Here is a 23,245-nt window from a genome sequence, read left to right on the forward strand (position 1 = left end):
CGTGAGTGAGAATCAGAACCTCCTCGCGGAGCAGCGGCGCGCCCTGATCCTGGACGAGGTCCGGCGCCGGGGCGGGGTCCGCGTGAACGAGCTGACCCGCAAGCTCGGCGTGTCGGACATGACGGTGCGCCGCGACCTGGACGCGCTGGCCCGCCAGGGCGTGCTGGAGAAGGTCCACGGCGGCGCGGTGCCGGTCGTGGAGGCGAGCACGCACGAGCCGGGCTTCGAGGCCAAGTCGGGCCTGGAGCTGACGGCCAAGGAGGACATCGCGCGCTCGGCGGCCCAGCTGGTCGCGCCGGGTACCGCGATCGCGCTGTCGGGCGGTACGACGACGTATGCGCTGGCCCACCATCTGCTGGAGGTGCCGGACCTGACCGTCGTGACGAACTCGGTGCGGGTGGCCGACGTCTTCCATGCGGCGCAGCGCACCTCCGGCCCCCGGCAGGGTGCGGCCACGGTGGTGCTGACCGGCGGGGTGCGCACGCCCTCCGACTCGCTGGTGGGCCCGGTGGCCGACCAGGCGATCGCGGCGCTCCACTTCGACGTGCTGTTCCTCGGCGTGCACGGCATATCGGTCGAGGCCGGCCTGTCGACGCCGAACCTCGCGGAGGCCGAGACCAACCGTCGCCTGGTGCAGTCGGCTCGGCGGGTCGTGGTGGTCGCCGACCACACCAAGTGGGGTGTGGTGGGTCTGAGTTCGTTCGCGGCGCTGGAGCAGGTCGACACGCTGGTCACCGACTCGGGGCTGGCGGGCGACGCGCGCGAGGAGATCTCCGAGCATCTGCGTCGGCTGGTCGTGGTGGGCGAGCCCGAGAGCTGATCCGTCCGGGGCACTGCTGACACCTGACGGGTCGTCAGCTATCGTGGACGTCGCCCCGGTCAACCACCCTTCTCCGTCAAGGGGGTTCGCGTTCATGGCCCACCGTCTGCGTCCCGTCGGGCTCGACTTCGTCGACATCGCGCCCGTGCGTCTGGTCTTCGCGCAGGAGATCTCCGCGACCCCCGAGGCGGTCTTCCACGCCCTCAACGACGATGTGCCGGGGTGGGCGGAATGGTTCGCGGCCGTGACGCACGCGCGGTCGCTCGACGGCGGTGCCGGGCGCGACATCCGGCTCAAGGGCGGCGGGCGCTTCCGGGAGACGGTCATCGCGGCGAAGGAGGCGGAGGTGTACGCCTACCGGGTCGACGTCACCAACGCGCCGGGCGCACGCGCTCTCGCCGAGGAGTGGCGGCTGGTACCGGCCGGGACCGGCACGCGGGTGCAGTGGATCTTCGCGGCGGACGGGACGGCACCGTTCCGGCTCGTCGTGAAGGCGGCACGGGCGGGGCTCGGGCGCGCCTTCCGGGACGCCGTGACGTCACTGGACCGGCGGCTCGCACGCTAGGTGCTTCCCTGGAGGTGTCACGACGGGCCGTCGATCTTCCGCCACTGCGTCGTGACTGGTCGCGCCCACGCGGCGGAGCCGCAAGTCGATACAGCCCCGCGCCCCTTCAGGGCGCGCAGCGTTCAGCAGGGCCAGACACCGGTCTCCAGCAGCGCGTCGATCGCCGCCGAGTACGGCTCGATGTCCAGTCCCTGGGCGGCGAGCCACGCGTCCGAGTAGTACTTGTCGAGGTAGCGGTCGCCCGGATCGCACAGCAGCGTCACCACGCTCCCCTGCCGCCCCTCCGCCACCATCTCGGCGACGATCTTCAGCGCGCTCCACAGTCCGGTGCCCGTCGAGCCGCCCGCCTTGCGGCCGATGGCCCGCTCCAGGGCCCGTACGGCGGCGACGCTGGCCGCGTCGGGGACCTTCATCATCCGGTCGATGGCACCGGGTACGAAGCTCGGCTCCATACGGGGGCGGCCGATGCCCTCGATGCGTGAGCCGCAGTCGCTGGTGACGTCCGGATCGCCGGTGGTCCAGCCGTCGAAGAAACAGGAGTTCTCCGGATCGGCCACACAGATGCGGGTGTCGCGCTGGGTGTAGTGGACGTAGCGCGCGAGGGTCGCCGAGGTACCGCCGGTGCCGGCTGTCGCCACGATCCAGGCGGGCTCCGGGAACCGCTCCAACTCCAGCTGGCGGAAGATGGATTCGGCGATGTTGTTGTTGCCGCGCCAGTCCGTGGCCCGTTCGGCGTAGGTGAACTGGTCCATGTAGTGGCCGCCGGTCTCCACCGCGAGGCCCGCCGACTCCTCGTACATTTTGCGGGAGTCGTCCACGAAGTGGCACTGCCCACCGTGGAACTCGATCAGGCGGCACTTCTCCGCGCTCGTCGTGCGCGGCATGACGGCGATGAAGGGCACGCCGATCAGCTTGGCGAAGTACGCCTCGGAGACGGCCGTCGAGCCGCTCGACGCCTCGATCACCGGGCGGCCCGGCCGGATCCAGCCGTTGCACAGTCCGTAGAGGAAGAGCGAGCGGGCGAGCCGGTGCTTGAGGCTGCCGGTCGGGTGGGTCGACTCGTCCTTCAGGTACAGGTCGATCCCCCACTTCTCGGGCAGCGGGAAGCGGAGCAGATGTGTGTCGGCCGAGCGGTTGGCATCGGCCTGGACCTTGCGGACGGCCTCTTTCAGCCAGTCTCGATAGGCGGCGTCGCTGTGGTCGACGTCGAGGGTTTTGCCGGTCCGGGTCTGCTGGGAGGTGCTCACGACGGGTGCTCCTTAGGCTGTGCGCCGGCGGCGCGTCGCGCGGCCGACGCATCGATCATAAACACCTTTCGCACGCTTCTCACCTGCATAAACGCACCTTTGAGCACCCCAAAGAGCACCCTGGGGCCGGGAGGCGGGCAAAGGCGGGGGCGCATTCGCGCGAGTGCTCCGGGCGCTCGGTCCGACGTTCCGTGCGTACTGGTGCTCGACGTCGGGTGCGGGCAGACTGCACCGAACGGGGGCGCACACTGGATCACGACACGAGCTGGATCACGGCCCACGCGGGGACACGGTCCAGCGCACCGGACGGCCACAAGGGGGCGGGCGGCATGACGGAGCCGGACTTCACGGCGACGGGCGTGCGGATCGGGAAACGGCTGCGTTCACTCACCCGGGCCGGGCAGGTCCGGATCAGCGACGGCAGACTTGCGTTGCTCACCAGTTACGGCACCGAGATCGACAGCGCGCCGGTGCAGGCGGTGCGTGCCTCCAAGCCCTGGTTCTCCGCGGAGGACCGGGCACTCGCGGACCTCAACGGCAAGCGGTACCTGCTGACCCTGGGCGATCACGACCCGGCCCCGGGCGAGCCGGGGCCGCCCGCGGCACGCCGCTTCATCGAGGCCGTACGGAAAGCGGCGGGGCGCGGCGGCTGACAGAGCCCACAGGACGAGGCGTCGGGCTGGTACCCGTGCGGTCGGCCGAGCCGGTCGCGAGTTGCGGTCCCACGCCCCCTGGGTCACGCTGTTCTCACGTCACTCTGGGTTTACCGGCGATAACGCTGCGAACCAGCCCGCCGGGCACGACGGCAGGTGGCCATTTCTCTCAGGCACCTGCTGGATCCGTACTCCGTGTTCTTCCGGACCTCTTAAGTCGGGGAGTCGCAGCCGTGATCAGTCACCCAAGCAGGCACTGCACGGTAGAGCTGCAAGCCCTGCCGTCGCGGATCGGCCAGGTCCGCAGAATCGTCTCTGCGCAGTTGCGCTACTGGCATCTGGACCCCCTCATCGACCGGGCCGCGCTCGGTGTGACGGAGCTTTTGACCAACGTCCACCTGCATGCCCAGCCCGACAAGCTGTGCACCGTGGAGATAGAGCTGGTGCTGGACCGGCTCATGGTCTCCGTACGCGATCACGACCCCCGTCTGCCCGAGGTGCGGGACGTGGCGGCCTCCGCCACCACCGGGCGCGGGCTGGCCATGGTGGCCGCGGTGAGCGAGAGCTGGGGGGCACGTCCGGACGGCGAGTCGGGCAAGGTCGTCTGGTTCGCGCTGCCCACCACACCGGCTCCGGTGGCGGCGCCGGCACGTTCTCCGCGCCGTACGGCCGACACGCCGGCCCGCCGGCTCGTGGAGGTCGAGCACGCGGCCGACGGCCACAGGTCCACGCACGCTCCCGCCCGGTCCGCCGTTGCCGGCTGACCGGGCGGTGACTGTATTGGATGGGTCGGTCACCTGCGGCGCGCCTCAGTCGGTGTCGAGACGCGCCCCTACGGTTACCTCCCGGCCGGTGTCCGGTGGTGCAGTGGGCGTGGACGGGCCCATGCCGTTGAGCTGGTCGGCCGTCGGGGTGCCGCTGAGTCCGGCCGCTTGACAGCCTTGTTGCCGGCCTTGGTCACTCGGTGGCGATGGCCCGCAGGACATCCAGGCGTGCCGCCCGTCGGGCCGGGCGCAGGCCCGCGAGGGCGCCTGCCGTGAGGCCCACCAGGGCCACGACGGCGAGCTGCACGGGTGGGATCGCGAAGGCGAAGGCGCTGTCGCCGGCGCCGTCCGAGGCCTTGACCAGCACCCAGCCGAGGAAGGCGCCCAGGCCCAGGCCGCCGATGGTGCCGAAGGCGGCGACCAGGACCGACTCCCAGCGGACCATGGCCCGCAGTTGGGGGCGGGTCTGGCCGACGGCCCTGAGCAGGCCCAGTTCGCGGGTGCGTTCGTGGATCGCCAGGGTGAGGGTGTTGGCGATGCCGAGCAGCGCGATCAGGACCGCCAGGGCGAGCAGGGCGTAGACGAGGGTCAGCATCATGTCGATGCCTCCGGCCGACGACTGCGCGTACTCGCTGCGGGTCTGGACCTCGGGGCTGCCGTAGCGGTCGGCGACCTTCTGTACGGCGGCCTTGCCCGCGTCCGTGCTCACGCCGTGCTTGAAGGTGACGGCGAGGAGGGTGTCGGCGTCCTGGGTGCGGTGCGGGGCCCAGGCGGCGCGGGTGATGACGTAGTCGCCGGCGAGTTCGGACCGGCCGTAGACCGCGCGGACGGTGAAGGTGCGCTTCTGGCCGTCGGTGAAGGTGAGTTGGGCCGAGTCGCCGGTGGTGAGGTGCTGCTTGCCGGCCTCCGCCCTGGTGAGGGCGAGTCCGTCGGTGCCCAGGTCGCGCAGGGAGCCGTCGACTTTGCCTAGGTCGAAGGTGCGCTGCAGGGCGACGGGGTCGGTGACGGTCAGTGCGCGTCCCCTGCCGTCGACTTTCGCGACTCCGCGGCCCAGGCCCACGGCCGTGTCGACCTCCGGGAGTTGTTGGACCGCCCCGGCGAGCCGGGGGCTCAGGCCACTGCCGCCCGCGCCGAAGGACGGCGTGCTGACGGCGACGTCGCCGGCGAAGGACCGGGACACGGTCTGGTCCATGGTCGCCTTCAGGGAGGCGCCGAAGACGGTGAAGAGGGAGACCACCGCGACGCCGATCATCAGGGCACTGGCGGTGGCGGCCGTGCGCTTGGGGCTGCGCAGGGCGTTGCGCCGGGCGAGGCCGCCGGTCACACCACGGAATTTGTGCAGCGGGCCGCCGAGGATGCGTACGGCCGTGGTCGCGGCGACCGGGCCGAGGACGACGAACGCCACCAGGGCGAGGACGGTGCCAAGTGCCGCCATTCCGATGGACGGCGAGACCAGAACCCCGCTGAGCGTGGTGGCGACGGCGAGGGCGGCGACGCCCAGGCCGGTGACGGCACGGGCGCGGGAGGCGCCGGAGGTGTCGACGGCCGTCTCGCGCAGAGCGGCCAGCGGGGCGGTGCGGCCGGCGCGCGCGGCGGGCATCAGCGCGGAGCCCAGGCAGACCACGATGCCGACCGCGAGTGGAAGCGCCATCGACAGGGCGCTGATGACCAGGTTGCCGTCGGGGAAGGGGAATCCGATCGCCGGGAACAGCGCCTGCAGGCCCGCGGCGATGCCGATGCCGCCCGCGAGACCGGCCGAGGAGGCGGTCACGGCGACGGCGGTGGCCTCGACCAGGGTCGTGGCGGTGACCTGGCGGCGAGAGGCGCCGAGGGCCCGCAACAGGGCGTTCTCGCGGGTGCGCTGGGCGACCACGATCGCGAAGGTGTTGTGGATGGAGAAGGTCGCGACGAGGAGGGCGATGCCGGAGAAGACGAGGAGGAAGGTGGTGAAGATGGTCAGGAACTGGCTGGAGATCATGTCGGTGTTCTCCTGGGCCGTCGCCTGACCGGTGATGGCCTCGACTCCCTTGGGGAGTACGGGGGTCAGCCTGCCGACGAGTTCCTTCTCGCTGACGCCGGGGCCGGCCCGCACCTTGATGCTCGACGCCTCGCCGGGGCGGGCGGTGAGGTACTTCTCGGCGTCGGCGCGGGTCATGCCGGTGAACGTCACCTGCGCCATGCCGTCCTCGCCGCCGAAGGTCGCGAGACCGACGATCGTCACCTTGACCGGGTCGGGGGTTCGGAGGGTGGTGGTGTCGCCGATCTTCAGGTTGCCCTTCTCGGCGGCGCCTCGGTTGACGACGACCTCGCCGGACTTCTGCGGGGCGCGGCCCTCGGCGAGCTGGTACGGGTTGAGCTTGGCGTCGGTGATCCAGTTGCCGGCGAGGGTGGGCGGTCCCTTGCCGCCGATGGGCTTGCCGTTCTTGCCGACGAGTTGACCGGCGCCTTCGATGTCGGGTGCGGCGGCCGCGACTCCGGGCACCTGCTGGAGGGTGTTCACCAGGGCCGTGTCGACCGGTTGGCGCACGCCTTGGCTCTCGCCGGGTGTGGTGATGGCGTCGGCGCCGCGCACCACGGCGCCGGTGCCGCTGGTGGCGTTGCCGAACATCGAGTCGAAACTGGCGCGCAGTGTGTCGCCCATGACGAGGGTGCCGGTCAGGAAGGCGACCCCGAGGAACACGGCGAGAAACGTGCCGGCGAAGCGCCGCTTGTGGGCACGCAGGGAGGACACGCTCAGGCGTACGGCGGCGTTCATGAGGACACCTCGAAGGCTTTCATGCGGTCCAGGACCTTGTCGGCGGTCGGGGACTCCATGCGGTCGACCAGGCGTCCGTCGGCGAGGAAGACGACCTCGTCGGCGTGGGCGGCGGCGACCGGGTCGTGGGTGACCATGACGACGGTGCGGGAGGTCTGGCGCACGGCACGGCCCAGCAGGCCGAGGACCTCCTCACCGGAGCGCGAGTCGAGGTTGCCGGTCGGCTCGTCGGCGAAGACGACGTCCGGGCGCCCCGCGAACGCCCTTGCCACGGCGACGCGTTGCTGCTGACCGCCGGAGAGTTCGGAGGGCCGGTGATGGAGGCGGTCGCGCAGGCCGACGACGTCGATCAGGGCGTCGAGCCACTCCGGGTCCCCGTTGCCGCCGGCGAGGTCCAGCGGCAGCGTGATGTTCTCCGCGACGCTCAGCGTCGGCACCAGGTTGAACGCCTGGAAGACGAACCCGACGCGGTCGCGGCGCAGGAGGGTCAGACGGCGGTCGTCGAGGCCGTCCAGGGCGGTGTCGCCGATGTACGCGGCCCCCGAGGTGAGTGTGTCGAGGCCGGCCGCGCAGTGCAGCAGGGTGGACTTGCCGGAGCCCGAGGGCCCCATGATCGCGGTGAGGCGGCCGGCCGGGAAGCCGACGCTCACCCCGTCCAGGGCCCTCACCTCGGTGTCGCCGCGGCCGTACACCTTCACGGCGTCGACGACCCGGGCGGCGGTACGGACGGCGGTCGTGGTGGTCACGCCGCACCGCCCTTGGTGCGGCCGAACTGCTCGTCCAGCACGGACAGTCGGCGCCAGTACTCGTCCTCGTCGATCTCACCGGAGGCGAAGCGGCGGCCGAGCACCGCCAGGGGTGAGTCGCCGGCGGGACGGGTGTCCCCCATGGCCCGCCACGGGCCGCCGCGGCCGCGCCACACGGTGCGGCGCAGGACGGTCACGACGCCTGTCACGACGGCCGCCCAGATCAGCGGGAAGAACAGGATCCACGGGCCGGGGCCGCCGTGCCAGTCTGCGAGGGTCTGCATCTCGGGTCATCTCCTGAGTGGGTCTGCGGTGCTGCTTGCGGTGATGCGTCGAGACTCGCGCCGAGGAGGGGTCCGGGTCGTCGTACGGCCAGCGGCAGTGCGTGTACCTCCCGGGGAGTACGCCGGGTCGTGGCCGCTGCTCCCCAAAGGCTCGACTTCTGTAACTACTAGTATGTACAGTCAGTGCATGAGCACCTCGGAGACCACTTCGGACCGGCTGATCGAGTCCACTCGTGAGCTGCTGTGGGAGCGCGGTTACGTGGGCACCAGCCCCAAGGCGATCCTGGAGCGCTCGGGCGCCGGACAGGGCAGCATGTACCACCACTTCAAGGGCAAGCCCGATCTCGCACTGGCGGCGATCCGGCGGACGGCCGAGGAGTTGCGGGCTACCGCCGAGGGAGTACTCGGCGGTCCGGGGACGCCGTACGAGCGGATCGAGGCGTATCTGCTGCGCGAGCGTGACGTGCTGCGCGGCTGCCCCGTCGGGCGTCTGACGATGGATCCGGACGTCATCGCCAGCGACGAACTGCGCGCACCGGTCGACGAGACGCTGGACGCGATCCGCGAGCTGATCGCCAAAATCGTCGAAGAAGGCAAGGAGCAGGGCGGGTTCGCGCCCTCGCTGGACGGCGAGGAGATCGCCGCGACCGTGCTCGCGACGGTCCAGGGCGGCTACGTCCTCGCGCGCGCCTCCGGCTCCCCCGCCGCCTTCGACGCCGGCGTCCGAGGGCTGCTCTCCCTTCTCGCCCCGCGTTAGGAGTTCAGGTCCGTGCACATCACAAGGAAGCGCCCCGACACCCGGCAGGGCCCGGCGGAGAACTTCACCGGCTCGGTGTGGCTCGACGAGATAGCCGCGCCCACGGCCCCGTCCCGGCTGCGCATGTTCAACGTCCACTTCACACCCGGCGCCCACACCGCCTGGCACCGCCATCCGCACGGCCAGGTGCTGCACGTCCTGGAGGGCGAGGGGCTGGTGCAACGCAAGGGCGGCACACCGGAGTTGATCCGCGCGGGTGACACCGTGTGGATCGAGCCCGACGAGTGGCACTGGCACGGCGCCGGGCCGCGCACCTTCATGACGCATCTCGCGGTCGTCGAGGCCGCCGACGACGGCACCACCACGGAGTGGGACGCGCACGTCGGCCCGGAGGACTACCCCGCCTGAGGAGGCATCCGATGCACGCCATGCAGTACGAGCTGACCCTGCCCGCCGACTACGACACGAGCATCATCCGGGGCCGTGTCGCCCGTATCGGGCATCTGCTGGACGACTGGGAGGGCCTCGGCTTCAAGACGTACCTCCTGCGGGAGCGCGGGGTGCACGGCTCGCCGGTCAACCAATACGCGCCGTTCTACCTGTGGAACACCACGGAGGGCATGAACGCCTTCCTGTGGGGCGGCGCCTTCCAGGGGCTCAGCAACGACTTCGGGCGGCCGTCGGTCCGGCAGTGGACAGGCCTGGCGTACGAGGAGGGCGGCGTCCCGGGCTCACCGGCGCGGTTCGCGGTGCGGCGACGTCAACCGGTGCCTGAGGGCGTGGTGTTGGCCGACGTGATGGCGGACACGGCGCGGGAGACCGCGCGGCTGGCCGGCGAGGACGGTGCGGTGCTTGCGGCGGCAGCCGTGGACCCGAGCCGTTGGGAGCTGGTCCACTTCTCGTTGTGGGAGCACGACACGCCGAAGGCCGAGGGCGATGTGTTCGAGGTGCTGCACATGTCGGCACCGGGGCGGGACCGGTTGCCGCGCGGGCGGCAGTGGTGAGCAGCGTCCGCACGGTGCTGGGGGACGTGCGGCCCGAGGATCTGGGCGTGTGCGACGCGCACGACCATCTCTTCCTCAGCAGCCCGCAGCTGCCCGGCCGGGAGCTGGGCGACGCCACCGCCGCGCGGGCCGAGTTGGAGGCGTTCCGTGCGGCGGGCGGGTCGAGCGTCGTCCAGTGGACGCCTTGGGGGATGGGACGGCGGGCCGCCGACCTGCCCCTGCTGTCCCGAGCGGCCGGCGTGCACGTGGTCTGCGCGACCGGACTGCACCAAGCCGCCCACTACACAACGCAGTTGCTCGACGAGCTGCGCGGCAGGCTCGCCGACGTGTTCGTCTCCGAACTCACCGAAGGAATCGGCACATCCGGCGTCCGCGCCGGGATCGTGAAGGTTGCGGGCGGCTTCCACGCCCTCGACACGCACGCCCGATGGACCATGATCGCGGCGGCCGAGGCGCACCATGCCACGGGGGCGCCGATCGCCGTCCACCTGGAGATGGGGACGGGCGCGCTCGACGTGTTTGACCTGCTGTGCAGCGAGCTGGGCGTCCCACCGCACCGCGTGATCCTCGGTCACCTCAACCGCTCCCCCGACCTCGTGGTCCAGCGTCAGGCCGCGGAGGCGGGCTGCTGGCTCGCCTTCGACGGCCCGTCCCGCGCCCACCACACCACCGACTGGCGCATGCCGCGCGCCGTACAGGCCCTCGCCGAGGCGGGCTTCGGGCACCGGCTGCTGCTCGGCGGGGACACCGTGGTCGCCGGGGCGCGGTCGGTCGACGGCGGGCCGGGGATGCCGTATCTACTGCGCAGGGTGCGGCCGCGGCTCGCGCTGGAGCTGGGCGAGGAACTGACGAACCGCGTCCTCACGGAGAACCCCGGCCGGGCGTTCGCCGTCGAGTGGCGCTGAGCGGAAAGGAGGACCACCCCCCATGCCCTTGGTCCGTATCGACGCGCTGGGAGCCGGCCCGACACGCCTCGACGCGCTCGGCAGAGCCGTGCACGAGGCGTTGGTGGAGACGCTCGGCATCCCCGCCGACGACAACTTCCAGATCCTGGTCGGACACGACGGCACCAACGGCACGCTCCGGTACGGCGGTTACCTCGGCGTGCAGCGCGACCACGGCATCGTCTATGTCGCGATCACCATGCGCTGCGGCCGCACGGCTGCCCAGAAACAGGCGTTGTACCGGCGCATCGCCGAACTCGCCCAGGCCTACGCGGGGACCGAGCCGCGGAACGTCTTCGTCACCGTGACCGAGAACGAGTCGGCCGACTGGTCGCTGGGTCACGGGGCTGCGCAGTACCTCGATGCCGCCGGCGCATGACCCCCCGTATCAACGGCAGAGCTCGTCCAAGTCCTCGGCGAAGGCCGGGAACTCGGCCTGCGCCTCGGCGATGATCTCCCGGGCGGTGCGGCGCGGGGTGGTGGCGTGCCGCTCGGCGAGTTCGGACAGCGCCGCGGCCGGTCGGGTTTCGCGCTGCTCGTACTCGATGACCTCCATCGGGCCCAGGCCGTCGGCCAGCACCCACAGGAAGTCGGAGAGGTTTGCGGCGATGACGCCCCGCTCCCCCTCCGACCCGAGGAACACCACGGGCTGTTCGGTGAGGGGCCGGCCGGGTCGCACGCACCAGAGGGCGGCGAGGCCTCCGGTCCCGTCCTGTCCGAAGACCCGGTAGGCGTCGCCGTCCAGCTCGTGGTTGCCGGTCCAGTGCCGGATCCAGTCGGTGGTCTCCTCGGCGGAGTCGAAGGCGCCGTACGGCTCGAAGTCGATGCCCTCGCCGTCGTCGTAGTCGAACTCCACCTCGGCCACGGCGGCCAGGGCGGGCGGGAAGCGGCGGTCGTCGCCGGTCGTCTCGATCATGCCCGCAGGCTAGCCGCCGCCACTGACAACGACCTCAGGAGACGGAGATGTCCACGGACGGCCGCAGTTTCGCCGCCGCGGCCAGCGCCTCGTGCACAGGGTGGGTTTCGAAAGCCGTCAACAGGGCCTCGTCCGCGGGATGTTCGGCGGCCGGGAAGGCGATCTGCCCGTAGGCCGACTGGAAGCGGGGGCCCCAGCGGCGGGCGCCGAGACGGGCCGTGCGGGAGCAGTTGTCGACCATGTGAGCGACGTCGCGGGCGTGCATGTAGGGCAGCAGGGAGTCGACGGCCTCGATGACGGACTCGTTGACGATCTCCGACCAGGGGTGGCCGCGTTCGGCGAACTCGTCGATCTGGGCCGTCATCGTGGCGACGAACACACCCGCGGTGAACGGCTCCACCGGCAGGTCCCGTTCGCCGCGCCGGGCGTGCACCTCGTCGCCGACCGACCACATCGGCGAGCCGCCGATCTCGCTCATCGGTCGGCTGCCGAGCCGCCGTTCGGCGAGGATCACGCTGCGCAGCTCGGTGCCGTCGGCAACCTCGTCGTAGATCTCGGCCACGATCTCGCGGGCGGACGCGTACGTCGCGGTGTACGCACGGTCGAAGACGTCCCGTCCGGTCGCGTCGAGGCCCTCGCGCACGGCGCGCATCCCGCTGTGCGAGATGGTGCGGGCGATCGGTCCGGTGATGTTCTCGCAGGTCTTCTCGTACGCGGCGACGGGGTCGTCGCCGACGAGGCGGGCGCGGGTGTAGAGGCTCTCGACGATGCCGTGCACGGCGCCGAGCAGGATGGCGCGTTCCCCGACGATGTCGGAGAGGTACTCGCTGTCGAGCGTGGTGCGGAAGGTGTACGGCGATCCGAGCGCCACCGACCAGCCGAGCGCGAGGTCGGTGGCACGGCCGTCGGGGTCGGCGTGGACGGCGTAACTGCTGTTGATTCCGGCGCCGTTGATGTCCTCGCCCTGCCGGTACAGGCGGCGCACGGAGTCACCCATTCCCTTGGGGCACACGGCGATCACTCCGTGCCCGGGCGGGAACCCCCCGCCGGTTTCCCGGAGATGGCCGAGCAGGAAGCCGTGCGAGAGGCCGATGACGGCACTGGGCTTGAGAGCCGCGAAGATCTCCTGGTGGTGGGCGGCGAGAGCGGCGTCCGCGATCAGGAGGATCACGAGGTCGCTGTCGGCGGTGACGGCGAGCCAGTCGCCGAGTGTGCCGTTCTCCTCCGTGAAGCCGTGGGCCCGGGCATCGGCGGCCGAGGCGGAGCCCGGGCGCAGTCCGACGGCCACCCGGATGTCGGCGCCGGCCAGCGAGTCGCGCAGGTTGAGGGCCTGGGCGCGACCCTGTGGACCCCAGCCGATCACACCGATGCGGCGGACGCCGGCGAAGGCCTGCGGCAGCAGCGGGAAGAGGTGGCGGCCGCCGCGCAGGATGGTCTCGGTGCCGCCGGGCACGTCCATCGTTTCGAGGGAGAAGACACGGGAGGTGTACGTCGTCGAGGTCATGGTCGAGTTGTAGGCTCCGGGAGAGCGTTGCAGCAAGCGCAACATACGCAGCTGGGTGTTGCGTGAAGCGAAAGAGTGAGGTCACGGCGTGCGGGACGACCATAGGGAGCTGCGTCTTTTCCTGCATCTGGCGCAGACGCTGAACTTCGGGCGGACGAGCCTCGACTGTCACGTCAGCCCGGCGACGCTGACGCGCACCGTGCAGCGGCTGGAGGCCGACCTGGGGCACCGGCTGTTCGAGCGCGGCCCGCGCGGGGTCTCGCTGACGGCGGAGGGAGCCCGCTTCCGTGAATACGCCGTGCAGGCACTGGAGTTGTGGCGCTCCTACCGAGAGGAGCATCCGGACCCGGCACGGCTCACCGGCCGTCTCGCGGTGTTCGCCACGGTGACCGCCTGCCAGGCACTGCTGCCGGGCCTGTTGGCCCCGTTCCGCGCCGCCCACCCCCAGGTCCTGCTGGACCTGCGCACCGGGGACGCGGCCGCCGCGCTGGCCCGGCTCGACGAGGGCGAGGTCGACGTGGCCGTGGCGGGGATCCCGGCGCGGCTGCCGGAGGGGCTGGTGAGCCGCACGGTGGCGGTCACCGAGCTGGTTCTGGTCACCGCACGGGACCGGCCGGCCCCCGGTCTCGACGGCCCGTTCGTCCTCCCTCACCGCGGGCTGGTCCGTGAGGCCGCCGACCGCTGGTTCCGCACGCGCGGCGCCCGACCCGAGGTGGCCTGTGAACCGGACGGTCACGAGGGGCTGTTGACGCTGGTCGCGCTGGGCTGCGGCACCGGCGTGGTCCCCCGTCTCGTTCTGGAGCACAGTGCGGTGCGGGACCGGTTGGCGGTGGTTCCCGCGGATCCGCCACCGGAGCCCTTCCCGATCGGGCTGTGCGTGCGGCGGGCGGATCTGCGGCGGCCGCTGGTGGCGGCGCTGTGGAGCCTGTGAGCTCTACAGGGGTGTCAGCCGAGCTTGGCGTACTCGACGGCGATCCGTGCGCCGAGCCGGGCGTTGTTCTTGACCAGTGCGATGTTGGTGCGCAGACTCTCGCCCCCGGTGAGCTCGACGATCCGGCCGAGGAGGTAGGGGGTGGTGTCCTTGCCGGTGATGCCCGCCTCGTCCATCTCGGCGAGGGCTTGGGCGATGACGCCGTCCATGCGTTCGGCGGGGACCTCCTCGTCCTCGGGGACGGGGTTGGCGATGCTGAGGCCCCCGGGAATGCCGAGGTCCCAGCGCGCGTGCATCACGGCGGCGATCTCGGCGGGCGAGTCCACGCGCATGGGCGAGGTGAAGCCGCTGCGGCGCGAGTAGAACGCCGGGAACTCGTCCGTGCCGTAGGTCAGGACCGGGACACCGAGGGTCTCCAGCGTCTCCAGGGTCAGGCCGATGTCGAGGATGCTCTTGACGCCCGCGCTGATCACCGCGACGCCGGTCGCGGCCAGTTCCGTCAGGTCGGCGCTGATGTCGAACGTCGTCGGCGCGCCGCGGTGCACCCCGCCGATGCCTCCGGTGACAAAGGTACGGATGCCTGCGAGTGCGGCCAGCCGCATGGTCGCGGCGACCGTCGTCGCGCCGTGGGTGCCGCGCGCGATGACATACGCGAGGTCGCGGACGCTGGCCTTGGTGACGTCCGGTGCGGTGGCGAGGAGTTCCAGATCCGCCTGGGTCAGCCCGATGTGGGGCCTGCCATGCAGGACTGCGATCGTCGCGGGGACGGCGCCGCCGTCCCGGATGATCTGCTCGACCTCCACGGCCATCTGCACGTTCTGCGGGTACGGCATGCCGTGGCTGATGATCGTCGACTCAAGCGCCACGACGGGCCGCCCGTCGCGCAGCGCCTCGCGGACCTCGTCGGTCAGTACGAGACGCGGATGCGGGACGGGGGTCGCGGGAGTCGGGGCGTGGTTGGGCGTGGTCATCTCTGGCTCCGCATCGGGTCGTTCAGGTCGTTCGGTTCGGTCGGGTCGGTCAGCGCGTCCTCGATCAGACGCGGCGTCAGGTCGGGGCGCACCGTCGCCGGGCTCTGCACCGTCAGGGCCGCGGCCGCGTGGCCGTAGCGGGCGGCGTCCACCGGGTCGCCGCCCGCCAGCAGGGCGTGGACGAAGGCGGCGAGCATCGCGTCCCCGGCGCCGGTGACGTCGGCGACTTCGGCGGGCGGCGCGGTCAGAAACGTCGCTTCCTCACCCGCGGTGCTCAGCACGCTGCCGCGCGCCCCGAGCCGTACCCACACATGGCGCACTCCGCGCGCGTGCAGTGCGTCGGCGGCGGCCGTCACCTCGGCCTCGCCGTCTCCGACGGGGAGCGCGAGCAGGGCGCGCAGTTCGTCGAGGTTCGGTGTCAGGGCGAAGACCGGGCGGCGGGCGGTGAGCAGCGGTGCGAGCAGTGCCGCCTTGGGGGCGCTGACCGGGTCGATCACCACCGGTACGGCGGCGGGCTGCGCGACGTCCATCGCGTGGGCCAGTACCTCGGCGGGCAGATTGCCGTCCAGGACGAGCATGTCGGCGTGGGCGATCAGCTCGCGGGCCGGGTGCAGATCCTCGGGCCCCAGAGCCTCGGTGGCCGCCATGTCCGCGACCGCCACCACCAGGTCGCCGTCGGCGTCGAGGACCGCCGTGTACGTCCCCGTCGGGTGCGCGCTGCGGTGCACGTGGTCGAGGCGCACCCCGGCCGCCGCGGTCTCGGCGAGGAGCCGCTCGCCCGCAGCGTCCCGGCCGACGGCGGCGATCAGATGGGTCGGGGTGCCCAGCCGCGCCAGGTTCTCCGCGATGTTGCGGCCCACGCCGCCCGCGGTGGTGCCGGCCCGCCCCGGATTGCTCGTCCGCTGGCGTACGGGCGCCAGGCTGCGCACCTTCACGTCGACGTTGGCCCCGCCGACGACCACGACGGCGTTCTCCTCGCGGAGGATGTAGCCGCGGCCGAGAATGGCGCCCTTCTTGCCCAGGTTGGACAGGTGCACGTTCACCGCGGCCCGGGTGCTGCCGAGGGCGTCGGCGATCGCCTGCGGTCCGGCCAGCGGGTCGCGGCGCAGCAGCGCGATGATCTCGCGCTCCCGCCGGGTCAACATCATGCTGACAAAACTAAAGGGCCTTTATGGAAGTAAGCAAGGGGTGGCGGTCTGGGTCTTCGGCAGCGGCGTGTGTCGTCAGTCGACGGCCCTGCCGGCGTCGAGCCGTCCCACACGCTCCACGTTCGCCCGGTCCTCGGCGTCCTGGCTGGCCTCCGCCGCGAACCAGGCGTCGAGGATCTCCTTGAGCTGCGGCTCTGAGGTCAGGCGCAGGCTGAGCGCCAGCACGTTGGCGTCGTTCCAGCGGCGGGCGCCGTCCGCCGTGTACGCGTCGGTGCACAGGGCGGCCCGTACGCCGGGCACCTTGTTCGCAGCGATGGAGGCGCCCGTGCCGGTCCAGCAGCACACGACCGCCTGGTCCGCGGTCCCCGCGGCGACCTCGCGGGCCGCGGCCTCCGAGCACGCGGCCCACTGGGAGTCGTCCCCGGGGCTCAGCGCCCCGTGGAGCACGGCCTCGTGGCCGCGCCTGCCCAGTTCCGCGACGAGCGAGCGCGCCACGGGTTCGTCCATGTCCGACGAAACGGAGATCTTCATGCGCGGCTGTGTCCTCCCCAGGTCAGCGGCCTCGAACGGCTCGGTGACATCGATTTTGGACATCGGTTCCGTCGGCTCGCAGTGGCGACCCGACCCTCTCCAACGCCTCGCGCTGCGCCTGGAGGGCGGCATGAGCGTAGACCGACATCGCCGTGTCGAAATGGCTGTGCCCCAAGGTAGCGTGTTCGGAGATCTACCGATCACTGGCCGGACAACGCTGCCCACCTCGTCGAACTGGACCCGAGCAGGGAGATACGACGTAGGAGAGCAGACGGTGGCGGTGCGCTGATCTTGACGATCGCCGCCGCCCACGCGGCGCTGCGGCAGGTGGTCGACACCCGGGCTGTCGCCCCTCCACAGTTCCGTTTCCCGTCACCCTGCGAAATCACCATGAGCAGCCTCCGCGGGCCACCGCCGGACCAGTTGCTACGTAAAGCCACGGGGCCGAGGCGACTACCGGTTCCCGTCCTCGCAGGAGCAGACGATGTGCCTCGGGAGTGCCGTACGAGGACCTGACCATCGACCACCGGGTGACGGTACGGCTGTCCGACGGAGAGGTCGTCGACGGCGACCTGCGCCCCTCCACGGACACCGAGACCCACCGCTGCCTGTACCTGGCGTTCCCGCCGGTGGGCGGTGTGACCCACACCCATCCGCCCACGCCTTCGCCCAGGCCCGCCGGGACATACCGGTGCCCGGCACCACCCACGCCGACACCTTCAACGGGCCGATGCCCGTCACCCCGGACCTGACCGCGGAGCAGTGCGCGAAGGACTACGAGTACAACACCGGGCGCGTCATCGTGGACTTCCTGGAGGAGAACGACCAGAGGGCGGTCGAGGTCCCGGCCGCGCTGGTGGCGAACCACGGTCCCGTCGCCTGGGGGCCACCGCCCGCAAGCCCCTGGAGCACGCGATCATCTGCGAGGCCGTCGCCGACATCGCCCTGCACACCCTCAGCCTGGGCGTGAGCGCATCCCCGCCCCCGCACCTCCTCGCCCGCCACTGCACCCGCAAGCACGGCCCGGACGCCCACTGCGGCAACCCATGAGCCAAACGGGCCGCCGGGTGCGTGACGGTTCGTCACGCACCCGGCGGCCCCGCGGTACCCGTCCTCAGCGGGTCGGCAGCCACGTGTCGACGACCTCCGCGAGTTCTTCCTGGGTGCGGAAGACGTGCCCGTTCAGGCCGACCGCCTGCGCCGCGCGGACGTTCTCCTCGCGGTCGTCGACGAGGAGGAAGTCGGCCGGCGCGGACTGCATGGCGACGACGCAGTACTGGAAGGCGGCCGGGTCGGGCTTGGCCGCGCCGATCTTGCCGGAGAAGGCCACGTGGTCGAGGTCGTTCAGCCAGGGCTGGGCGGCGAGGAAGGCGTCCGCGTGGTCCGCGGGGATGTTGGACAGCAGCGCGACCCGGGCGCGCTCCCGCAGGCCGCGCACGTAGGTGACCATGCTCTCGTCGACGCGGGCCCAGCTGTCGATGTCCGTGAGCCGCAGCTCCTCGATCGTGTCGGCGTCGGCTGGGCGGGACAGTGCGTGCAGTACGTCGGTCCAGTACGCGGACGCGGTGTGCCGGCCGGCGTCGTAGGGCGGGCGGTGGGTCCAGTAGGCCGTGGCGAAGGCGTCGGCGGAGGTGTGGCAGCGGGCGGCCATCTTCTCCAGGGCGCCCGGGCGCTGGTGGCGGGCTATGACACCGAAGAGGTCGAAGAGCACGATGCTGCGGCGGTCGGTGGACATGCGGATCCCTTGGGGTCTCGGAGTGTTCGGGTCAGGGCCGGTGGGGCAGCGCGCGGGCGAGCGCGTCCAGGGCGGCCAGGCGGTCGGGGCCCGCCGGGGCGAGAACGACGCTCGTCGCGCCGGCCGCGTGGCGGGCGTCGATCGCCGCACGGGCCCGGTCGGGGGTGCCCGCGATGCTCAGCGCTCGGACCCACTCGGCGGGCATCGTCCGCGCGAAGTGCCGGGCGTCGGGGCTGGCGGCGCGGTGTGCGCGCAGTTCCTCGGCGAACGGCAGCGGGTCGATGTGCGCGGCCCACTGCGGCTCGCCGACCGGTTCCAGCGCCGCGCGGACACGGGTGAGGGCGGCCTCCTCGTCGTCGTCCACGGCGGCGGCGTCGTAGACGACGATCTCCGGAGGGTTCGCGGCGGCGTCGGCGCCGAGGTTGCGCAGGGAAGCGGTGATGTACCCGGGGGCGGCCGGCTCGGCCAGGAGGAGTCCGTCGGCGACCTCACCCGCGACCGCCTGCGACTTGGGGCCGCGGACGCCCAGGATCACCGGCGGGACGATGTCCGGGATCTCGGTGAGGACGACGCCCTCGCAGCGTACGTACCGGCCGTTGGCGGGGCCGGGCTCACCGGCGACGAGCAGACGCAGCGCCCTCGCGTACTCCTTGATCAGCGTCAGGGGGCTGGCGGGCCAGGAGCCGACCTGGCGCATCCAGGCGGGCATGCCGTGGCCGATGCCCGCGATGACCCGGCCCGGGTGCAGCTGGGCGAGGGTGGCCAGTTCCATCGCGGCGAAGGCCACGTTGCGGGCCCCGGCGGGCATGATGCCGATGCCGACGGTGAGGTTCGCGGTGGAGGCGAGGACGGTGGCGGCCTGGGCGACGCCTCCGCGCCAGCCGAGGTCCTCCACCACCCAGACCTGGTCGAACCCGAGCTCCTCGGCACGCCGGACGTAGGGCAGCACCTCGCCGACGGGCAGATCGAGCGGAAGCATGACACCGACGCTGCCGCGGGCGGGCGCTACGGGGGACTCGGACATCGGGGGCTCCTTCGGTCGGCCGAGGTCTGCGGAGGTCTGCGGAGGTCGGCTGAGATCTGTTGAGATCGGCTGAGATCGGCCGAGGTCCGCGGAGATCTTCCCTCCCGGTCAGTGAAGACCGGGGAGGTCAGGGCTTGTGCGGCACGGTTGTCAGGGACCGTGCCGCACAAGCGGTCAGTGGGTGTTGGCCGCCATCTCGTGCTCGCGGGTGCCGTCGGCCGTCGCCCTCCCGCCCCTGCGGACGAGGACCGGGTCGGTGCGCAGGACGCGGGCGCCCACGGCGGTGGTCACGCACAGCAGCGCCAGCAGGACGAAGGCGTGGTCGAGGGAGACGAGGTGGGTCAGCCAGCCGATCACGGCGGGGCCGGCGAGCATGCCGACGTAGCCGAGCCCCGCCACGCGCGAAACGTTGGCCCCGGCGGCGGAGGGGTCGGCGTGCCCGGCCGCGCTGAACAGCTGCGGGATGCAGCCGGACAGGCCCAGGCCGAACAGCGCCCAGCCGGTGAAGACGACCCACATCCATGGGGCGACGGTCACCAGGGTGATGCCGACGGCGGCCACGCTCGCGCCGTACCGCAGGATCGCCACCGCACCGAGCCGCAGGACGAGACGGTCGGCGAGCAGCCGGCCGAGGGTCATGGCCGCGGCGAAGGTGCCGTACGCGAAGGCCGCCGTGGTGGCGGGCGCACCCATGACGTCCTTCAGGTGCAGGGCGCTCCAGTCGTTGGCGGCGCCTTCGCACAGCATGACCATCAGCGCCAGGCCGGCCAGCAGCCGGACCCGGCCCCGGGTGCCGCGGCGCCCGCCGGTCTCCGCCTTGAGGCCGGGCTTCCGGGCGGCGGGAGCGGCAGGCAGCAGGGCGCGGGCCGAGGCAAGGGCGACGACGACGCCCGCGGCTCCCATGGCAGCCATGCTCGCGGCCGGGTTCAGGTCGACGCTCGCCGCGCCCGCGCCGGCGAGCGCGGCGAGGACTCCGCCGACGGAGAACGTGGCGTGGAAGCCGGACATGACAGGGCGGCCGTATGCCTTCTCCACGTGCACGGCGTGGGCGTTCATGCTCACGTCCAGGCAGCCGTTGCAGAACCCGAAGACCAGCAGCGCGGCGGCGAGCGTCCACGGGTCCTGGGCCAGACCGGGCAGGAACAGGGTCACACCGCAGAGGACACCGCCCGCGGGCACCACGGTGCGGGTGCCGAGGCGGTCGGTCAGGGGACCGGCCACCTGCATACCTGCGAAGGCCCCGATCCCGAGCACCACCAGCAGGCCGCCGAGCGCGGCGTGGCTGATGCCGACGCGCTCCTCGATCGCGGGTATGTGCACCACCCAGGTGCCCATCAAGGTGCCGCACAGGACGAAGTAGACGTAGGTCGCCACACGGGCGGCTCGCAGGGAACGTTCCATAGGGTCCACCGTAACGAACATTTTTCATGTTTGAAAGTCGAGCTAATGAACACATTAGATGTTCGCTGCATGGTGGTGTTCAATCGCCGTATGAGCAACGCAGACCGGCACGGGCTGATCGCGAAGGTCGTCCGGGACGCCGGAGGCGCCACGGTCCAGGAACTGGCGGAACTGACCGGCGCCTCGGAGATGACCATCCGGCGGGACCTCGACACCCTCGCCGCCCAGGGCGTCCTCGAACGCGTCCGAGGCGGGGCCCGCACCCTGCTGCTGCGGGGCGAGGAGCCCCCCTTCGCGCTGCGCGCCCACGAGGCGGTGGAGGCCAAGCGCCGGATCGCCGCCGAGATCTGCGCACTCGTCACCGACGGCGAGAGCGTCCTGCTGGACAGCGGCACCACCTGTCTGGAGGTCGCCCGCCTGCTGCGGGAGCGGCCCGTCACCCTGATGCCCCTGTCCCTGCAGGCCATCCACCTGGTCGCCGAGACACCCGGCCCGGCGACCCTGGTCGTGCCCGGCGGACAGCCCCGCGCCTCCGAGGGAGCCCTCGCGGGCCCCCTCACCCTCGCCTCTCTGGCCGCCCTGCGCTTCGACACCGCGGTCATCGGCTGCTGCGGGCTGACCGCGGCCGACGGTCTGACCGCCTACGACCTCGACGACGCCGCGGTGAAGAAGGCGGGCATAGCCTCCGCCCGCCGCGTCGTCGCCGCCGCCGACGGCAGCAAACTCGGCCACACCGCCTACGCCTGGGTCGGTCCCGCCGCCCTCGTGCAGACCCTCGTCACGGACACCGACGCGGCTGCCGAGGAGGTCACCGCGCTCGAAGCCGGCGGAACCGTCGTCCGGACCGTCTGACCTCGCGTCCTCGGCGTCAGCCCGCGGACGTGCGGATGAAGGCGGCGGCCCTCTCGCCGATCATGATGGCGGGGGCGTTGGTGTTCCCGGTGACCAGGGTCGGCATGATCGACGTGTCCGCCACACGGACGTTCTCCAGCCCGTGCACCCGCAGTTCGTGGTCGACGACCTTGCCCATCATGCAGGTGCCCGACGGGTGGTAGAAGGAGAACGACTGCGTGCGGATGAAGTCGTCGATGTCCTGGTCGCTGTCCGACACGGGGGCGAGCCCGGCGTCGGCGGCCCCGCGCAGGTCCGACTGCAGCAGGGACGTCAGCCGCTGCTCACGGGCGATGCGCATGCACAGCCGGACGCCCTCGCGCAGCCTTCGGCGGTCGTCGGGGTCGTCGAGGTAGTTGTGGAAGATGCGCGGCTTGGCGTAGGGGTGGGAGTGCCGCAGCCGCACCGAGCCGCGGCTCGCGGGCCGCGCCACGTAGGGGCCGAACGACATTCCCGGCTCCAGTGGCGCGGCCAGGCCCTCGTCGCGGACGATGCCCAGCGCGGCGTGCACCTGGATGTCCGGGGCGGGCACGTCGTCGCCGGAGCTGAAGAAGCCGCCGGTCTCGTTCCACGCCATCGGTCCGGCGCCCTGCCGGCGCAGCTGCTGCTCCTCCGCGGAGGTGTCCGGCCCCAGGAGCGGCTCGGTGTCGCTGAAGAAGCTGATGAAGCACCCTGTGTGGTCCTGCATGTTCCTGCCGACGTCCGGCAGGTCGTGCAGCGGGGTGATACCTCCCGCGGTCAGTTCGTCGGCCGGCCCGACGCCGGACTGGAGGAGCAGATGGGGCGAGTTGTAGGCCCCGAGGGACAGCACGACCTCGCGGTCGACATGGATCGTCCGGACGGTTCCGAGGTGGTCGACCTCCAGGCCGGCGGCGCGCGAGCCGTCGAAGCTCAGACGCAGAGCGGTCGTCGACGGAAGCACGGTGAGGTTCGGACGTCCCACGGCCGGCTCCAGGAACGCGATCGCGCTGCTGCACCGCAGCCCGTTCCGCTGCGTGACCTGGTGGTAGCCCACGCCCTCCTGCTCGGCCCCGTTGAAGTCCGCGTTGTGCTTGTGGCCCGCGTCCTGAGCGGCCTCCACCCACGCCGTCAGCAGCGGGTGGACGGAGTTCGGGTTGCTGACGGTGAGGGGACCACCGACGCCGTGGAAGTCGTCGGCCCCGCGCTCGTTGTCCTCGGACTTCCTGAAGAACGGCAGGACGTCGTCGTACCCCCAGCCCGGATTGCCGAGCCGCTCCCACGTGTCGTAGTCGTAGCGGTGCCCGCGGACGTACAGCATCGTGTTCATCGAGCTGGTGCCGCCGATCGCCCGGCCGCGCGGCAGGTAGGCGCGGCGCCCGCCGAGCCGCGGCTCGGGTTCCGTCTCGAAGTCCCAGTCGAACGCGGTCTTGAGCTGCTGCGAGAACAGGGCGGGGATCTCGAAGAGGCGGCCCCTGGCCGGCGGCCCCGCCTCGATCAGCGCGACCGTGACCTCCGGATCCTCGGACAGCCGGGCCGCGACCGCACAGCCCGCCGATCCGGCCCCGACGACAACATAGTCGTACGATTCCCTAGCCATTTCGCCTCCAAGTAGCTCGTTTCTGGAGAGGCTAGGGAGGTCGGGCATGCTCAGCCCATGCACGAAGTGAGCAACCCGGACGGCGGTCGTTACCCA

Annotated in this window: 24 protein-coding genes and 1 pseudogene; 12 read left to right on the forward strand and 13 right to left on the reverse strand. The window is 71.8% G+C overall.

What is annotated here, in order from left to right:
• Window position 1 precedes the first annotated feature (1 nt).
• On the forward strand, window positions 2–820 hold the full coding sequence (locus LJ657_RS15355) for a DeoR/GlpR family DNA-binding transcription regulator (RefSeq protein ID WP_232649150.1): 819 nt from the start codon (window positions 2–4) through the stop codon (window positions 818–820).
• Between the two features lie 94 nt (window positions 821–914).
• On the forward strand, window positions 915–1,385 hold the full coding sequence (locus LJ657_RS15360; protein WP_232649151.1) for an SRPBCC family protein: 471 nt from the start codon (window positions 915–917) through the stop codon (window positions 1,383–1,385).
• Between the two features lie 122 nt (window positions 1,386–1,507).
• Here the strand turns inward: LJ657_RS15360 and cds1 are convergent, their stop codons facing one another.
• Window positions 1,508–2,632, reverse strand: coding sequence for an L-cysteine desulfhydrase Cds1 (gene cds1, locus LJ657_RS15365; protein WP_232649152.1), 1,125 nt, complete (start codon window positions 2,630–2,632; stop codon window positions 1,508–1,510).
• Between the two features lie 329 nt (window positions 2,633–2,961).
• On the opposite strand from cds1, the gene LJ657_RS15370 reads away from it, so the two are divergent.
• Window positions 2,962–3,285 carry a hypothetical protein gene (locus LJ657_RS15370; RefSeq protein WP_232649153.1) on the forward strand — a complete coding sequence of 108 codons (324 nt, stop codon included), beginning with the start codon at window positions 2,962–2,964 and terminating at the stop codon, window positions 3,283–3,285.
• A 233-nt stretch (window positions 3,286–3,518) separates the two neighbouring features.
• Window positions 3,519–4,049, forward strand: coding sequence for an ATP-binding protein (locus LJ657_RS15375; protein ID WP_232649154.1), 531 nt, complete (start codon window positions 3,519–3,521; stop codon window positions 4,047–4,049).
• A 193-nt stretch (window positions 4,050–4,242) separates the two neighbouring features.
• Here the strand turns inward: LJ657_RS15375 and LJ657_RS15380 are convergent, their stop codons facing one another.
• From LJ657_RS15380 to LJ657_RS15390, 3 genes are read right to left on the reverse strand one after another with little or no spacing between them, the layout of a single operon-like run.
• The gene (locus LJ657_RS15380) at window positions 4,243–6,804 is read right to left on the reverse strand and encodes an ABC transporter permease (RefSeq protein WP_232649155.1); all 2,562 of its coding nucleotides are present in this window, start codon (window positions 6,802–6,804) and stop codon (window positions 4,243–4,245) included.
• Complete coding sequence (locus LJ657_RS15385) at window positions 6,801–7,550, reverse strand: ABC transporter ATP-binding protein (RefSeq protein ID WP_232649156.1); 750 nt, start codon at window positions 7,548–7,550, stop codon at window positions 6,801–6,803. The genes LJ657_RS15380 and LJ657_RS15385 overlap by 4 nt, the downstream gene beginning before the upstream one ends.
• Window positions 7,547–7,834 (reverse strand): SHOCT domain-containing protein, encoded by a 288-nt coding sequence (locus tag LJ657_RS15390; RefSeq protein ID WP_232649157.1) that lies wholly within the window; start codon window positions 7,832–7,834, stop codon window positions 7,547–7,549. Before LJ657_RS15390 ends, LJ657_RS15385 begins: the two co-directional genes overlap by 4 nt.
• 172 nt (window positions 7,835–8,006) lie before the next feature.
• Here LJ657_RS15390 and LJ657_RS15395 point away from each other — a divergent pair, with 172 nt between their 5' ends.
• Genes LJ657_RS15395 through LJ657_RS15415 form a run of 5 tightly spaced genes read left to right on the forward strand, consistent with a single transcriptional unit; the run spans window position 8,007 to window position 10,918 of the window.
• Window positions 8,007–8,591 carry a TetR/AcrR family transcriptional regulator gene (locus tag LJ657_RS15395; RefSeq protein WP_232649158.1) on the forward strand — a complete coding sequence of 195 codons (585 nt, stop codon included), beginning with the start codon at window positions 8,007–8,009 and terminating at the stop codon, window positions 8,589–8,591.
• A 12-nt stretch (window positions 8,592–8,603) separates the two neighbouring features.
• On the forward strand, window positions 8,604–8,999 hold the full coding sequence (locus LJ657_RS15400; RefSeq protein ID WP_232649159.1) for a (R)-mandelonitrile lyase: 396 nt from the start codon (window positions 8,604–8,606) through the stop codon (window positions 8,997–8,999).
• Between the two features lie 11 nt (window positions 9,000–9,010).
• Entirely contained in the window at window positions 9,011–9,595 is a 585-nt protein-coding gene (locus tag LJ657_RS15405) for a DUF4865 family protein (protein ID WP_232649160.1), read from the forward strand.
• On the forward strand, window positions 9,589–10,500 hold the full coding sequence (locus LJ657_RS15410) for a phosphotriesterase family protein (RefSeq protein WP_232649161.1): 912 nt from the start codon (window positions 9,589–9,591) through the stop codon (window positions 10,498–10,500). Before LJ657_RS15405 ends, LJ657_RS15410 begins: the two co-directional genes overlap by 7 nt.
• A 22-nt stretch (window positions 10,501–10,522) precedes the next feature.
• Complete coding sequence (locus tag LJ657_RS15415; protein WP_232649162.1) at window positions 10,523–10,918, forward strand: tautomerase family protein; 396 nt, start codon at window positions 10,523–10,525, stop codon at window positions 10,916–10,918.
• Between the two features lie 9 nt (window positions 10,919–10,927).
• On the opposite strand, the gene LJ657_RS15420 is transcribed toward LJ657_RS15415, so the two are convergent.
• A complete protein-coding gene (locus LJ657_RS15420) occupies window positions 10,928–11,455 on the reverse strand; it encodes an SMI1/KNR4 family protein (protein ID WP_232649163.1) in 528 nt (175 codons plus the stop codon).
• A gap of 34 nt (window positions 11,456–11,489) precedes the next feature.
• A complete protein-coding gene (locus LJ657_RS15425) occupies window positions 11,490–12,959 on the reverse strand; it encodes a ketol-acid reductoisomerase (RefSeq protein ID WP_232649164.1) in 1,470 nt (489 codons plus the stop codon).
• A gap of 88 nt (window positions 12,960–13,047) precedes the next feature.
• On the opposite strand from LJ657_RS15425, the gene ilvY reads away from it, so the two are divergent.
• A complete protein-coding gene (gene ilvY, locus LJ657_RS15430; RefSeq protein WP_232649165.1) occupies window positions 13,048–13,890 on the forward strand; it encodes an HTH-type transcriptional activator IlvY in 843 nt (280 codons plus the stop codon).
• A 14-nt stretch (window positions 13,891–13,904) separates the two neighbouring features.
• Here ilvY and LJ657_RS15435 read toward each other — a convergent pair whose 3' ends face one another.
• The 3 genes from LJ657_RS15435 to LJ657_RS15445 form a co-directional block, all read right to left on the reverse strand.
• On the reverse strand, window positions 13,905–14,861 hold the full coding sequence (locus LJ657_RS15435) for a pseudouridine-5'-phosphate glycosidase (protein ID WP_232649166.1): 957 nt from the start codon (window positions 14,859–14,861) through the stop codon (window positions 13,905–13,907).
• Entirely contained in the window at window positions 14,858–16,009 is a 1,152-nt protein-coding gene (locus LJ657_RS15440; protein WP_232649167.1) for a carbohydrate kinase, read from the reverse strand. Before LJ657_RS15440 ends, LJ657_RS15435 begins: the two co-directional genes overlap by 4 nt.
• A gap of 75 nt (window positions 16,010–16,084) precedes the next feature.
• On the reverse strand, window positions 16,085–16,540 hold the full coding sequence (locus LJ657_RS15445) for an RpiB/LacA/LacB family sugar-phosphate isomerase (RefSeq protein ID WP_232649168.1): 456 nt from the start codon (window positions 16,538–16,540) through the stop codon (window positions 16,085–16,087).
• A 491-nt stretch (window positions 16,541–17,031) separates the two neighbouring features.
• Between LJ657_RS15445 and LJ657_RS15450 the strand changes: the two are divergent.
• Window positions 17,032–17,590: pseudogene (locus tag LJ657_RS15450) on the forward strand (class II aldolase/adducin family protein); the annotation flags it as partial.
• Between the two features lie 64 nt (window positions 17,591–17,654).
• Here LJ657_RS15450 and LJ657_RS15455 read toward each other — a convergent pair.
• The 3 genes from LJ657_RS15455 to LJ657_RS15465 form a co-directional block, all read right to left on the reverse strand.
• Window positions 17,655–18,275, reverse strand: a complete 621-nt coding sequence (locus LJ657_RS15455) for an HAD family hydrolase (RefSeq protein ID WP_232649169.1) — start codon at window positions 18,273–18,275, stop codon at window positions 17,655–17,657.
• A 31-nt stretch (window positions 18,276–18,306) separates the two neighbouring features.
• The gene (locus LJ657_RS15460; protein ID WP_232649170.1) at window positions 18,307–19,299 is read right to left on the reverse strand and encodes an LLM class flavin-dependent oxidoreductase; all 993 of its coding nucleotides are present in this window, start codon (window positions 19,297–19,299) and stop codon (window positions 18,307–18,309) included.
• A gap of 174 nt (window positions 19,300–19,473) precedes the next feature.
• The gene (locus LJ657_RS15465; protein ID WP_232649171.1) at window positions 19,474–20,700 is read right to left on the reverse strand and encodes an MFS transporter; all 1,227 of its coding nucleotides are present in this window, start codon (window positions 20,698–20,700) and stop codon (window positions 19,474–19,476) included.
• 90 nt (window positions 20,701–20,790) lie between these two features.
• Here LJ657_RS15465 and LJ657_RS15470 point away from each other — a divergent pair, with 90 nt between their 5' ends.
• Window positions 20,791–21,552: a DeoR/GlpR family DNA-binding transcription regulator gene (locus LJ657_RS15470; protein ID WP_232649172.1), complete on the forward strand. Its 762-nt coding sequence runs from the start codon at window positions 20,791–20,793 to the stop codon at window positions 21,550–21,552.
• 16 nt (window positions 21,553–21,568) lie between these two features.
• Here LJ657_RS15470 and LJ657_RS15475 read toward each other — a convergent pair whose 3' ends face one another.
• A complete protein-coding gene (locus LJ657_RS15475) occupies window positions 21,569–23,149 on the reverse strand; it encodes a GMC family oxidoreductase (protein WP_232649173.1) in 1,581 nt (526 codons plus the stop codon).
• Between the last annotated feature and the right edge of the window lie 96 nt (window positions 23,150–23,245).

Origin of the sequence: Streptomyces guryensis, assembly GCF_021261325.1 — a bacterium.
GTDB lineage: Bacteria > Actinomycetota > Actinomycetes > Streptomycetales > Streptomycetaceae > Streptomyces > Streptomyces guryensis.

Coding starts and splice junctions, on each gene's coding strand:
- LJ657_RS15360 (WP_232649151.1), top strand. CDS start 915: ATGGCCCACCGTCTGCGTCCCGTCGGGCTCGACTTCGTCGACATCGCG.
- LJ657_RS15370 (WP_232649153.1), top strand. CDS start 2,962: ATGACGGAGCCGGACTTCACGGCGACGGGCGTGCGGATCGGGAAACGG.
- LJ657_RS15380 (WP_232649155.1), bottom strand. CDS start 6,804: ATGAACGCCGCCGTACGCCTGAGCGTGTCCTCCCTGCGTGCCCACAAG.
- LJ657_RS15390 (WP_232649157.1), bottom strand. CDS start 7,834: ATGCAGACCCTCGCAGACTGGCACGGCGGCCCCGGCCCGTGGATCCTG.
- LJ657_RS15395 (WP_232649158.1), top strand. CDS start 8,007: ATGTACAGTCAGTGCATGAGCACCTCGGAGACCACTTCGGACCGGCTG.
- LJ657_RS15405 (WP_232649160.1), top strand. CDS start 9,011: ATGCACGCCATGCAGTACGAGCTGACCCTGCCCGCCGACTACGACACG.
- LJ657_RS15415 (WP_232649162.1), top strand. CDS start 10,523: ATGCCCTTGGTCCGTATCGACGCGCTGGGAGCCGGCCCGACACGCCTC.
- LJ657_RS15420 (WP_232649163.1), bottom strand. CDS start 11,455: ATGATCGAGACGACCGGCGACGACCGCCGCTTCCCGCCCGCCCTGGCC.
- LJ657_RS15425 (WP_232649164.1), bottom strand. CDS start 12,959: ATGACCTCGACGACGTACACCTCCCGTGTCTTCTCCCTCGAAACGATG.
- LJ657_RS15435 (WP_232649166.1), bottom strand. CDS start 14,861: ATGACCACGCCCAACCACGCCCCGACTCCCGCGACCCCCGTCCCGCAT.
- LJ657_RS15440 (WP_232649167.1), bottom strand. CDS start 16,009: ATGATGTTGACCCGGCGGGAGCGCGAGATCATCGCGCTGCTGCGCCGC.
- LJ657_RS15445 (WP_232649168.1), bottom strand. CDS start 16,540: ATGAAGATCTCCGTTTCGTCGGACATGGACGAACCCGTGGCGCGCTCG.
- LJ657_RS15455 (WP_232649169.1), bottom strand. CDS start 18,275: ATGTCCACCGACCGCCGCAGCATCGTGCTCTTCGACCTCTTCGGTGTC.
- LJ657_RS15460 (WP_232649170.1), bottom strand. CDS start 19,299: ATGTCCGAGTCCCCCGTAGCGCCCGCCCGCGGCAGCGTCGGTGTCATG.
- LJ657_RS15465 (WP_232649171.1), bottom strand. CDS start 20,700: ATGGAACGTTCCCTGCGAGCCGCCCGTGTGGCGACCTACGTCTACTTC.
- LJ657_RS15470 (WP_232649172.1), top strand. CDS start 20,791: ATGAGCAACGCAGACCGGCACGGGCTGATCGCGAAGGTCGTCCGGGAC.
- LJ657_RS15475 (WP_232649173.1), bottom strand. CDS start 23,149: ATGGCTAGGGAATCGTACGACTATGTTGTCGTCGGGGCCGGATCGGCG.